The organism is Paenibacillus sp. R14(2021) (assembly GCF_019431355.1).
Lineage (GTDB): Bacteria > Bacillota > Bacilli > Paenibacillales > Paenibacillaceae > Paenibacillus_Z.
Window position 1 is genome coordinate 1,655,167 of the sequence record NZ_CP080269.1, and the last position, 13,197, is coordinate 1,668,363.

Annotated in this window: 9 protein-coding genes; 1 reads left to right on the forward strand and 8 read right to left on the reverse strand. The window is 52.8% G+C overall.

Annotated elements, in window-relative coordinates:
* The first annotated feature begins 66 nt into the window (after positions 1-66).
* Positions 67-234 (forward strand): hypothetical protein, encoded by a 168-nt coding sequence (locus KXU80_RS07965; RefSeq protein WP_219837685.1) that lies wholly within the window; start codon positions 67-69, stop codon positions 232-234.
* On the opposite strand, the gene gyrA is transcribed toward KXU80_RS07965, so the two are convergent.
* From gyrA to KXU80_RS08005, 8 genes are all read right to left on the reverse strand, one after another.
* Positions 231-2,684, reverse strand: a complete 2,454-nt coding sequence (gene gyrA, locus KXU80_RS07970) for a DNA gyrase subunit A (protein ID WP_219837686.1) — start codon at positions 2,682-2,684, stop codon at positions 231-233. The two genes, KXU80_RS07965 and gyrA, sit on opposite strands and share 4 nt — an antisense overlap.
* Positions 2,685-2,704: 20 nt before the next feature.
* Positions 2,705-4,678, reverse strand: coding sequence for a DNA topoisomerase IV subunit B (gene parE / locus KXU80_RS07975; RefSeq protein ID WP_219837687.1), 1,974 nt, complete (start codon positions 4,676-4,678; stop codon positions 2,705-2,707).
* Positions 4,679-5,048: 370 nt separating this feature from the next.
* Complete coding sequence (locus KXU80_RS07980) at positions 5,049-6,035, reverse strand: ABC transporter permease (protein ID WP_219837688.1); 987 nt, start codon at positions 6,033-6,035, stop codon at positions 5,049-5,051.
* Positions 6,028-6,990 carry an ABC transporter ATP-binding protein gene (locus KXU80_RS07985; protein ID WP_219837689.1) on the reverse strand — a complete coding sequence of 321 codons (963 nt, stop codon included), beginning with the start codon at positions 6,988-6,990 and terminating at the stop codon, positions 6,028-6,030. The genes KXU80_RS07980 and KXU80_RS07985 overlap by 8 nt, the downstream gene beginning before the upstream one ends.
* 18 nt (positions 6,991-7,008) lie before the next feature.
* On the reverse strand, positions 7,009-7,836 hold the full coding sequence (locus tag KXU80_RS07990) for a GDSL-type esterase/lipase family protein (protein WP_219837690.1): 828 nt from the start codon (positions 7,834-7,836) through the stop codon (positions 7,009-7,011).
* 247 nt (positions 7,837-8,083) lie between these two features.
* Positions 8,084-9,262 (reverse strand): formate-dependent phosphoribosylglycinamide formyltransferase, encoded by a 1,179-nt coding sequence (gene purT / locus KXU80_RS07995; RefSeq protein WP_219837691.1) that lies wholly within the window; start codon positions 9,260-9,262, stop codon positions 8,084-8,086.
* A gap of 121 nt (positions 9,263-9,383) precedes the next feature.
* Positions 9,384-11,219: an ABC transporter ATP-binding protein gene (locus tag KXU80_RS08000; protein ID WP_258171314.1), complete on the reverse strand. Its 1,836-nt coding sequence runs from the start codon at positions 11,217-11,219 to the stop codon at positions 9,384-9,386.
* Positions 11,216-12,997: an ABC transporter ATP-binding protein gene (locus KXU80_RS08005; protein ID WP_219837692.1), complete on the reverse strand. Its 1,782-nt coding sequence runs from the start codon at positions 12,995-12,997 to the stop codon at positions 11,216-11,218. Before KXU80_RS08005 ends, KXU80_RS08000 begins: the two co-directional genes overlap by 4 nt.
* Positions 12,998-13,197: the final 200 nt, after the last annotated feature.

Here is a 13,197-nt window from a genome sequence, read left to right on the forward strand (position 1 = left end):
TAGACATATATTAATTCCATAGGCTGTTGTACCGGCTCGAAATCGAGAACAGGGGCGTGATGGCAGGTGGAAGAGCGCAAACTGGAACTGATGCGAAGACTCTCAGAACTCGGCATACAAAAAGACCCGCAATGGCTGGACCGGCTTGATGAACCGGCGCCATTGTGGGTCGTACTTGAACTCATGGTTAAATTAGTGGAGCAGAAGGATTCTCCGCATCAACCGTTTGATTAATCCTGCTGCAGCAAGTCAGCCCGAATAAACACGGTTGTTAAGCTGTCCTTCTTGTCAACCGGAGTCACTGCACGTCCGGTCGACTTACGATCTTCGATCGGCGCTTTCTCGGTAGACACCGTGATGGACGCGCCGGAGGAAGTCAGCAATACCATTTCGCGTTCTTCCTTGCAATGGAGGCCGCCGATAAGCCGATCTCCATTTGGACGAACGCGTTTACCTTCTTTGAACTCGAATGTTGCGACCCCTTTGCCGCCGCGGCCTTGGATCGGATAGTCCAGCAGCAGCGACCGCTTGCCAAAGCCAAGATCCGTCAGGACAAGCACTTCGCCCTCATCCCCGCTTACCAGATCCGCCGCGACGATTTCATCGTCGTCCTTCAATACGATGCCCCGCACGCCTGCGGCGACGCGTCCCATTGCATTGACCTCGCTTTCGGCAAACCGGATGCTCATGCCGTTCTTCGTAATAAGCAGTAATTCTTTTGCGTTGTCGCTTGTCAAGACGCGCAGCACATCATCGCCCTCTGCCAGCTTGACGGCCGCAATGGCGGTCGAACGCGACGATTTGTAATCCTTCAGCTCCGTACGCTTCACTTGTCCGCGTTTGGTTACGAACACGAGCGAGCGGTTCGGTATCTCGAAGTCCTTCACTGGAATGACGCTGATAATGCTGTCATCCTTCGGCATCGGCACTACGTTGACCACCGCCGTGCCGGTATCCTTCCACTTGAACTCCGGAATGAGATGAACCGGAAGCTGATAATATTGGCCTTTGCGCGTGAAGAGGAGCAGCTGGTCGATCGTATTCACATCCAGCAAGGTACGGATGACATCGCCGTCTTTGACGCCGGCATTGCCAAGCTCGCCACCCGAGCGGGTGAAAGAGAGCTTCGAAGTCCGTTTAATGTAGCCGTCCTTACTTAGGGTGACGAAGACATCCTCGGCTGCGACGATGACTTCCAGATTTACCTTCAATTCTTCGACTTCGCCCTTAATATCGGAACGGCGGTCAATGCCGTATTTGTCGCGAATTTCGGTGAGCTCTTCCTGGATGACACCAATCAGCTTCTTCTCGCTTGACAGAATGGAACGCAGGTATGCGATCTTCTTCTGAATGTCCTTCAGCTCTTTCTCGATCGACGTAATCTCGAGATTCGTCAGACGATACAGTTGCAAAGTCAGAATGGCATCGGCTTGACGTTCGGAGAACCCGAACTTGGCCACCAGATTGTTCTGTGCGTCCTGGCGGTTCTTCGATGCCTTGATCGCAGCAATAACCTCGTCCAATATGTTAAGCGCCTTTGCAAGCCCTTCCAAGACGTGCGCCCGGTCTTCCGCCTTCTCCAGCTCATACTGGGAGCGATTCGTGACGACTTCCTTCTGGTGCACGATATAAGCCGTCAGCATTGCTTTCAAACCAAGCTGCTGCGGTGTTTTGTTGACAATCGCCACCATATTGAAGCTGTATGCCACTTGAAGATCGGTTTTCTTCAGCAGATAAGCCAGTATGCCCTGCGCGTCCGCTTCCTTCTTCAGCTCTACGACGATACGAAGCCCGTTTCGTCCGCTTTCGTCCCGCACCTCGGCAATGCCTTCGACTTTCTTCTCGAGCCGGATGTTCTCCATCGACGTAACCAGCCGGGATTTGACGACCTGAAACGGAATTTCAGTAATGACAAGCTGCTGGCGTCCGCCCTTCAAGTCCTCGATTTCCGTCTTCGCGCGATGATAGATGCGGCCTTTGCCGTTCTGGTAGGCTTCTCTGATTCCGTCCTCGCCCATAATGAGACCGCCTGTCGGGAAGTCAGGACCTTTCACGATCGTCATCAGCTGCTCCAGCTCGATATCCGGATTATTCATGACGGCTATGCAAGCATCGATGATCTCCTTCAGGTTATGAGGGGGAATTTCAGTAGCGAAGCCCGACGAAATCCCGCTGACGCCGTTGACGAGCAGATTCGGGTAGCGGGCCGGCAAAACAACCGGCTCTTTCGTCGTATTATCGAAATTGTCTTTAAACAAAACCGTGCGTTTCTCGATGTCGCGAAGCAGCTCCATCGCGATCGGCGATAAGCGCGCTTCCGTGTAGCGCATTGCCGCTGCCGGATCATCGTCGAGCGAGCCCCAGTTACCGTGGCCGTCAATAAGCATATGGGCCATTTTCCATGGCTGAGCCATACGCACCATACCTTCGTAGATGGAAGAATCGCCGTGGGGGTGGTAGTTGCCCATCACGTCTCCGACGGTTTTGGCGGATTTGCGGTAGCCTTTGTCGGGCGTGTTGCCCGCATCATACATAGCGTACAGAATACGCCGCTGCACCGGCTTCAGCCCGTCGCGAACGTCGGGAATGGCACGGTCTTGAATGATGTATTTGGAATAGCGTCCGAAGCGGTCGCCTACGACTTCTTCCAGATACGCCGGTAAAAACTGTTCCAGCATACTCATGCCGATACTCTCCTCAATGGTTATTCCTCATACTCGGTGAAATCGACATTTTCCACGATCCACCGTTTGCGCGGGTCGACCTTATCGCCCATCAGCGTCGAAACGCGCCGCTCGGCTTTCGCCGCATCTTCGATCTGTACCTGCAGCAGCGTGCGGGTCTCTTGGTTCATCGTCGTTTCCCACAGCTGATCCGGGTTCATCTCGCCTAGTCCTTTGTAGCGCTGGAGCTCGAAATTCTTGCCGAATTCCTTCAAATAATTTTGAAGCTGCTCGTCTGACCAGGCATAACGCACCGTCTCCAGCTTGCCGGATTTGCGCGTGATTTTATAAAGCGGCGGCTGGGCGATGAAGACACGTCCCAAATCAATCAGCGGCTTCATGTACCGGTAAAAGAAGGTTAGCAGCAGCACTTGAATGTGCGCGCCGTCCGTATCGGCATCCGTCATAATGATGATTTTGCTATAGTTACACGATTCTGCGTCGAATTCCGGGCCGATCCCGGCACCGATTGCCGCAATAACCGCTTTGTATTCGTCGTTTTTTAGAATATCCAGCAGCTTCGCCTTCTCCGGATTCATCGGCTTGCCCTTCAGCGGCAGGATCGCTTGAAACTTGGAATCACGTCCTTGCTTGGCAGAACCTCCGGCGGAGTCGCCTTCAACGATGAACAGCTCCGTGCGGGAGACATCCTTCGATTGCGCGGGCGTCAGCTTGCCGTTCAAGTTGGAGCTTTGGCTGCTCTTCTTGCCGCTGCGAATTTCGTCGCGCGCCTTGCGGGCGGCTTCGCGCGCTCTTGATGCTTGCAAGGCCTTTTTCAGAAGCATCTGGGCGACCTGAGGATTCTCCTCTAGAAACACCTGCATCTTCTCGGAAACAATCGCATCGACGGCGCTTCTGGCCGACGAGCTTCCCAGCTGGTCTTTCGTCTGTCCGACGAATTCTACCTCGCCCATCTTGATGTTAATAACGGCCATGATGCCTTCGCGCAGGTCGTTGCCGTCCAAATTCTTATCTTTTTCTTTCAAAAGCGCGTTTTTGCGGGCATAGTCGTTCATGACGCGCGTATACGCTGTTTTGAAGCCGGTTTCGTGCGTACCGCCGCCTCTTGTCGGGATCGCGTTAACGAAGGAAGCCATCGTTTCCGTGTAGCCGTCGTTGTACTGCAGCGCAACCTCGACCTCGATGTCGTCCCTTTCACCTGTGAAATGAACGACTTCATGCAGTACGGTCTTGTCCTCATTTAGAAACTGGACGAACTGCTTCGCGCCGCCCTCGTAATAAAACTGCTCCTGCTTGCCGTTGCGGTCGTCTTTGACCGTTACTTTCAAGCCGGAGTTCAAAAAAGCGATTTCCTGCAGCCGTTCGGACAGCGTCTCATAGTTGATCGACGTGCCGCCGTGGAAAACGCGGGCATCCGGCTTGAACGTAATTTTCGTCCCCGTTCGGTTCGTGTTTCCCGTGATTTCAAGTCCGGTTACCGGTTCGCCGACATGCTCTTTGCCCGCTTGATCGACCCAGTATTCGAAACGCTGCTTATGTATCTTGCCATCCCGGAAAATCTCGACTTCCAGCCATTCCGACAGCGCATTCGTCACAGAAGCGCCTACGCCGTGAAGACCGCCGGATTTCTTGTATCCGTTGCCGCCAAACTTGCCGCCTGCATGCAGCATGGTGAAAACGACCTGGGGGGTGGGTATGCCGGTTTTGTGCATGCCTGTCGGGATGCCCCGTCCGTTATCGCGGACCGTCACGGAGCCGTCGCTGTTGATCGACACGTCAATGGCGGAGCAGAACTTCGCCAGATGCTCATCGACCGCGTTATCCACGATCTCCCACACGAGATGATGCAAGCCTGAACTGCTTGTGCTCCCAATATACATACCAGGCCGTTTACGAACTGCGGTCAACCCTTCCAATACCTGAATGTCATCCGCATCGTAATTGCCGGCAGCCGAACTTTTATCGCCCGCAAGCAAATCCAACTGCTCAGTCATAGAGAGCCTCCTAAAAGTTAATTGCGTTACTTCGTTGGCTTGCTTCCATGAAAGCAATTAACTCGCTTCGGAAGCATAGGCCAAGTTTTTTTACGGTTACTTCTTCGTAAAACTTCCTTGTGAGTAAAAAAACTGACTTCGGAAGCATATGCTTGTTAATTGCGTTACTTCGTTGGCTTGCTTCCATGAAAGCAATTAACTCGCTTCGGAAGCATAGGCCAAGTTTTTTTACGGTTACTTCTTCGTAAAACTTCCTTGTGGGTAAAAAACTGACTTCGGAAGAAAATGCTTGTTTTTCGCGATACTTCTTCGTAAATCGCTTTGCTTCTTACCGAATTCCAAAAAATCATCGTCGCTCGCTTCAGCTATTCTAATTCATGATGTCCTGTTTCGTAAAGACGGAGAACGAAACGATAAGTGCGGCTGCCGCCCAAACGGCGAGAATGAAAAGCGAGAAAGACAGCGTCATGCCTGTAATTGGAGGCGGCGAACCCGCTAAATAATCGGTTAATTGCAAATTAACGGCGAATACGTATTTGGCGCTTTGCCAGGAGGACGACATGCTGGAGAGAATCGTCCCGGAGATGACGGCGGCCATCATCGTCACGATGCTTGCAGCCGTGCTCCGAATAAGGACGGAGACCATCAGCGCGAGGATGGCGACTGTCATGGACGATACCCAGATCAGACCGGATTCCATCAGTATATACAGCCATTGCGGCACGGCGTGGACATAGGCACTGTCAATCGCGGAGCCTTTGATTAAGAATCCCGTAAACACCGGCATCCCCCAGCCGCCGTAGCCAAACACTGCGCCTGATATAAGATAACAGAGAACGCCGCTGACCACAACGGTTAAAGAAACGTAGAAGATGAGTGCTACCAGCTTGCTCAGCAATATTTTCCAGCGTTTAACAGGTCTGGTAAGCAGCATTTTGATCGTACCAGCCGTACGCTCGCCCGAGATCAAATCCGATGCGATCGCCAGAACGAGCAGCGGATAAAACAGCGTCACGGAGCTCGACATGAAGCTTCGTGTGAACGACACGCCGTCCGGCGAATTCGGGTTAACGTTATGGTCCAAATAATACTGCAGCTGCTGGACGGCTATCCGGCGCGAGCGTTTCCATTCCTCAGGAATTCGGTCGCTTGCGAGCATGTTCTGATTCTCGTTGATTTGCTGCACCAGCTGATTGCGCCAATCCTTGAAATTTTTCTTGTTCGTCTCGGAAATGCGAAGCTGAGCATAGGTGAAGATCGGAATAAGCACGAGCAATACCAAGATAATGACGTAAAACCGTTTCTTTTTCCATATTTTCAGCGTTTCGTTCTGAATGAGCGGCAGCAATCTATCCAATGCTCTCCCCCTCCGTCATCTGCAAAAATAATTCTTCCAGCGTCGGCGCAATCCGCTGCACGGAAACGATGCCGATACCTGCAAATACAGCCTTCTCTACCACGGCGGAGATGCGGTCCTGGCTCATCGTCGTGATTTGGGCGTCCTTCAAGCCGGCGAGAATGCTCTCGTCGATGCGATGTTCATCGTCCCCGACGAAATGGATATCATGCTCCTTCGCAAGCAGCCGCCTGCCGGCCTCCGGCTGGTCGAACTGCCAAACGACATAATTACCTGCGCCGTTCACGAGCTCGTCAACGGTACCCACCGCAAGCACCTCGCCCCGGCTAATTATGGCGACTCGGTCGCACATGAGCTGGATTTCGCTCAGCAAATGACTGGAAATAAATAAGCTCATCCCCTGGTCGGCCAACGTGCGGACGAATTCGCGCAGCTCCTTGATGCCCTTAGGGTCCAAACCGTTCGTCGGCTCATCTAAGATAAGCAGCTTCGGCTTGCCAAGCAGCGCCTGCGCAATACCGAGCCGCTGACGCATACCAAGCGAATATGTCTTTACCTTGTCATGAATCCGGGCTTCGAGGCCGACAATGCTGACAACCTCCTCAATTCGGGCACGGTCAATACCGCGCTGCATGCGTGCGAAGTGCTCCAAATTCTCCCAGCCCGACATGTAGGAATACGCCTCGGGATTTTCCACAATGCAGCCCACGTGGCGCAGTGCTTCTTCGGGCTCGCGCTGGACATGATAGCCGCAGATCAGGACTTCGCCCGAGGTCGGTTTGATCAAATCGACAAGCATGCGGATCGTCGTCGTTTTCCCGGCGCCGTTCGGTCCGAGAAAACCGAAAATCTCGCCCTTTCTCACGTCAAAGCTTACATTCTTGATGATCGGCTTGCCGCTGATTTGCTTCTTCACATTTCTGACAGACAATACGACATCTGGATTTGTAGTCATGTGCAATGTAGTCCCCTCCTATTCCAACGACTGCGCAATTCGTGCTGCAATCTGCCTATAGCCGTCATGATTCGGGTGAAAATGATCGGAAGACAAGTATGTATTTATCGTACGTTCAAACAAATCGAACGTTGGAATCATAGTCATATTGGGGTACTTATGAAGGACTGAGTAGGCTTGCTCATTCCACTGCTGGATTTGCAGTGAACCGTCCCGAAAATCCTTTAGGTCGTAAAACGGATTATAGAGGCCCATATACACGACCTGCGCATTCGGGTTGATCTCGTGCAGCTGCTTGATCACGCTCGTTAAGCGGTTCAAACCTTGAGGCAGCTCCTTCTTCAGCTTATCCAAGCTTAAATCGCCGGTCGATTCGCTTGCCGTCGTTCCGGATGCGATTTGGAATAAATCGTTGCCGCCGATTGAAAAAACGATAAGATTCGCCTGCTTTAATGCATATCTGTACCCCTTATCCGTTTTGAGCAGACGGCTCAATTGATCCGCTCGCAGCCCATTAACAGCCAAATTGTTGCCGAGCTTGACAGGAATGTTCGGGTATTTGAGTTTCAACTGCGCGACCAGCTGCTTGACATACCCTTCGCCCGTCGAATCGCCTGTTCCTTTCGTCAACGAATCCCCGATTGCCGCAATCGTGATTTGTTTGCTGCTGCTTAGGCTGCCGCTTGGCGGAAGCTCCGGTTTGCTGTCACTCCCCATATAAGCCTGTGCCTTCGGATACAGCATATCTTTCACGGCATAGCCAAATCCGACAAGCAGCAGCAAGGTTGCCGCGAGCGCCGAAATTCCGATGATTCTCCACATGACGCCGGATGGAACACTTCGCATTTCGCTGCCACCCCCTTCCTTGTTATCGTTCTCTCTACACTCCATACCGCCGCTGAATACAGCTGAAAAATTTACTTATTCTTTTTAAAGTAATGCTTTCGGCATAATTTTGCAAATTAAACCAATTACTCCAAAACAAATTTAACTCTTTAGGCTCGCGGATCAAAAAAATCCGGGTATGCCCGCAACAGGCTCTCACATAGGAGAGTCATCTTGACGGGCATACTCGGACATTCAATGGCTTGACTTATTCATAGCGGATTGTTAGGGACTGCGCGGCTTTGCGAGCCAATTCTCTCGCTTCCGCAACATGGTCAGCCGAGCTGAGCGCTACAGCCATACGGCGCCCCGGCTTCGTAACGGGCTTACCGAATACGCGAACCTGCGTATTGGGAATGGCCAACGCACTGGACAGGCCGTCGATCTGGAACGATTCTGCTTCGCGATCTGCCTTGAGCGTGTAGGTTGCGCCAGGTGTCAACAGCCGGATCGTCGGTATCGGGAAGCCCAAAATCGCGCGTGCGTGCAGCGCAAACTCCGACAAATCCTGTGTAGCCATTGTAACCATGCCTGTATCGTGCGGTCGCGGTGATACCTCGCTGAACAATACGCCGTCCTTCGTCAGAAACAGCTCTACGCCGTAAATGCCGTAACCGCCCAGCTCGTCCGTAACGGCGCGCGCGATCGACTCTGCCTCTTCGATTTGCTGCTGCGACATTTCATGCGGCTGCCAGGACTCGATATAGTCGCCGTCCTTCTGAATATGGCCGATCGGCGCACAGAAAGAAGTGCCGGAGACCGAGCGAACCGTCAGCAGCGTAATTTCGGAATCGAAGTGAACAAAGCCTTCGACGATCACGCGCTGCTTCTTCGCGCGTCCGCCGTCCATGGCATACTGCCAGCAAGCCTCGGCGTCACCCTCGGTTTTGCAGACGCTTTGTCCTTTGCCGGAGGAGCTCATGATCGGTTTAATGACGCAAGGCGTCCCGAGCTCGGCGACGGCTGCCTTCAGCTCATCGAGCGTATCCGCGAAGCGATACGGTGCCGTAGGCAGACCCAGCGTTTCCGCAGCCAACCTGCGGATGCCTTCGCGGTCCATCGTCAAGAGTGCCGCGCGGGCGGTCGGAATGACGCGGAAGCCTTCCTGCTCCAGCTCGACGAGCGCGCTTGTCGCAATGGCTTCGATCTCCGGAACGAGCAGATCCGGCTGTTCCTTGAGTATTAATGCCCGCAGCGCTGCGGGGTCAAGCATATCGATAACATAGGAGCGGTGTGCAACCTGCATGGCAGGCGCATGCTCGTAACGGTCAACGGCAATCGTCTCTACGCCTAGGCGCTGCGCTTCGATAATGACCTCTTTACCGAGCTCGCCAGAACCAAGCAGCATGATTTTTCGGGCATTTGCAGAAAGCGGTGATCCATACATAGAACAAAAGAACCTCCCGGAAGATGACAGGCGGGCAGAGGCGCGAACAGCTTCCTTCGCAATCTTTGCCAGCCTGCTTGTTTTCTTCCATTGTGGAGGTTCTTTTACGAAAAATCAAGAATTATGCCGATAAAAAACGATACTGCGCTTCGATCAATCCGTTGTAAGTCCCTTTGCGTCGAATAAGCTCGTCATGGCTGCCCTGCTCGACGATTTGACCATGATCCAAGACGACAATGCGGTCCGCATTGCGAATCGTGGACAACCGGTGCGCGACGATAAACGATGTCCGTCCCTGCAGCAGCTTCTTGAGCGCCTCTTGAATTTTGAGCTCGGTTTCGGTATCGATGCTCGCCGTCGCTTCGTCAAGAATCAATACGCGCGGGTCGGCGAGGAGCGCCCGGGCAAACGAGAGCAGCTGACGCTGTCCCATTGACAGTATGTTGCCGCGTTCCTGAACCTCCGTATCGTAGCCGTCAGGCAGATTCATGATGAAATCATGCGCGTCCACCGCCGTTGCTGCTTTGACGATTTCGTCATCAGTGGCGTCAAGCCGCCCGAAACGGATATTTTCACGAATCGTACCGGAGAAAATGAACGTATCCTGGAGCACGACGCCGACCTGCGAACGCAAGCTTTCGATGCTCACGGTGCGGATATCCGTGCCGTCGATGCGTACAGCACCTTGAACAGGATCATAGAATCGGCATAGCAGGTTCATGATTGTACTCTTGCCGGAGCCGGTATGGCCCACGAGGGCAATGGTTTCCCCTGCCTGGACGTGCAGATCGATGCCCTTCAGCGCTGGACGCCCCTTCTCATACTCGAACACGATGGAATCAAAGGACACATCGCCTTGGATTCGAGGCAGCTCGCGTGCACCAAGCAGTTCCCCTACGGTAGGCTCCTCGTCGATGAATTCGAAGATTCGCTCCGACGATGCCATCGCGATCAACAGCTGCGCGTACATTTGACCAAGCCGATTGATCGGGTCCCAGAAGTTGCCCACGTAGTTGGCGAACCCGACGAGAATCCCTACCGTGATGGCTCCGACTTGAATAAGGTGGGAGCCGTACCAGAACAGAATAAGTGTCCCGACCGCCGAGGTGACTTCAATAATAGGTCCAAAGGCTTGGTTAAGCGCCGAAGCTTTGTTCCAGGCTTTAATATTGACTTTGTTAATGTTGGTGAAGAAGCTGAAATTTGCTTTCTCCTGTGCGTAAGACTGCGTCACCCGCATCCCTTGAATACTTTCGTTCAGATGCGCGTTGATCCGCGACTGCTTCATGCGCACGTCCTGCCAGGCAAAGCGGATCCGCCTGCGAAGCGCCGTGGAGACCACGAACATCAGCGGTACGGTAATCATTATCGCGATACCCAGCTTGAAATTCCAGATGAGCAGGATGATCACGATGCCGACCAGCTGCACGCAGTCCATCAGCAGGTTGACGACACCGTTCGTAAACAGGTCTTGAAGCGCATTGACGTCGTTCGTTACCCGCACAAGAACGGAACCCGCCGGGCGTTTATCAAAGAAGCGGAAGGACAGCTTCTGAATATGCCGGAACAAATCATGTCGTAAATCATGAATGACCTGCTGACCGATGACATTCGTAAATTTAATCCGGTACGTGTTAGCCGCCCATTGAATAATATAAAGCACGAACATCACTGCGGCATACATGTACAGCTTGCTTAGGCTTGGCGCACCGCCGTCCTTCGGCTGAATCGCTTCGTCGATCGCCATGATGAACAAAGCAGGTATCGCAAGCCGCGTCAGCGTACCCAGTACCATCATCACGATAATGACGGGCAGCAGCTGCTTGCGGTAAGGCTTCATGTAGGAGAACAAACGGTTGATCTGTGCCCAGTTAAACGGTTTCTCGATCGCGTCGTCATCCTTGTAGATGAATCTTTCGTCCGCGCCGCGGGGCTTCTTCACTTCTTGCTCGCTCAATTGACGACCCCTCTTTCCAATCTGGCTATCATCTCTTCTGCCGTCAGCGGACGATCCGCATATTGAATTTCATACGTGTCCTGGTAGCGGCCTGGTACGCCCACTAGCTGCTCGTGACGTCCCCGCTGCACGATATGACCGTTATCCAGCACGAGGATTTCATCCGCATGACGGAGCGACGAGATCCGGTGCGCGATAATGAAGGTCGTTCGGCCTGCCATGACCTCCGAGAATCCGGCTTGAATCTCGTGCTCGGTTTCCATATCGACGGCGCTTGTCGCGTCATCCAAAATGAGAATGCGCGGGTTCTTGATAAGCGCTCTTGCGATGGCGATCCGCTGCTTCTGACCGCCTGAGAGTCCCATGCCGCGTTCGCCGACAATGGTATCGTAGCCTTCCGGGAGCTCCATGATGAAATCATGTGCTTTCGCGAGCTTCGCCGCTTGCATGATCTGTTCCTGTGTCACGCCGTCCATTCCATAGGCGATGTTGTCCCGAATTGAGCAGGAGAAGAGGAAGGTTTCTTGGAAGACTGTCGCAATCTGCGAGCGGAGGCTTTCCAGTGAAATATCGCGGATATCGATGCCGTCAATCGTGATTTTGCCGGTCTTCACGTTATAGGCGCGCATGAGCAGCTGAATAATCGTTGATTTGCCGGCGCCCGTGCTTCCTAGCAGGCCAATGACCATGCCCGGTTTCGCGTTGATGTCCACGTTCGTCAGCGCAGGCGCTTTGTCCGCGTAGTTAAAAGTGACGTTATGGAATTCGACATGGCCTTTCACGTTCGATTCGTCAAGAACGACCGGCGATCCGACATCCTTCACATGTACATATTCGTTCAGCAGCTCCAGCAGCCGTTCGCCGGAAGCCTTGGACTGCGTATAGTTGTTGATTTGGAAGCCAATGCTCCACATTGGGCCGATAATATACCAGAGCATACTGTAGAAAGCGACCATTTCCCCGAGCGTGATGGAGTGACGGATAACGAGCGTACCGCCTGCCACCAGCAGAATGACCACGCACAAGCTGGCGAGCAGCTCCATGATCGGAAAATAACGTCCCCAGAGCGTAGCCGCTCCAATCTGATTGCTCTTGTACGCTTCACTGCGCTTGTCGAATTTCTCCATTTCAAACGATTCCCTCGCGAACGATTTCACGGTACGCACGCCGGTAATGTTCTCCTGAACCGATGTCGTCAGATGACTCATCGCTTGACGCATTTCACGGAATGCCGGGTGAATGAGCTTCTCGAACTTTGTTGCGGTGAACACGAGAAAAGGCATGGTGCAGAGCGTAATCAAGGTCAGCTGCCAGTGAATGGAGAACATCATAATGGCACCAAAAACAATCATAAGCAGCATGTTCAATATTTGCGCAAAGCCGAAGGCGATAAAGTTACGGACCGCCTCCAAATCTGCTGTCAGACGCGACATGAGATCGCCTGTCTTGGCCGTATCGTAATACTGAAAGGATAAGGTTTGCAGCTTCTCATAACAGGCGTTGCGCAGCCGGAAGGCAACGCGGTTCCCTAGACGGCCGCCGAAGAATCCGTGCAGAAACTGCAGGCTTCCTTTTACCGTGACAACCCCTACGACGGCAAGCGACAGCGCAGGCACCCATTTGAAAGACTTTGGAATGATAATATCGTCGATAAGAACGCGAAGCAGATTCGGATAAACAAGTCCAAGCGCCGTTGCGCAAATCAAGAAGGTGATCGAAGCGATCAAATTTTTGCGTTCGACCCAGTAATACCGTTTAAGCTGCCTGAAGACTTCCAATGGGTAACCCACTCCCTGTGTTTGTGAACTTTTTTTGAATATGACTGAATATTAACAGCATGAGTCCGGTACGGCAAACAGAGTGCTGGGGCATATAATTGACAATATTCGCTTCCGCTTCCATCTCACTTAAAAGTAAGGGGGTATTCTCCGATATCGTCTGAAATCATGGCAAATAGGGCCATATTCCTCCGTTTTTG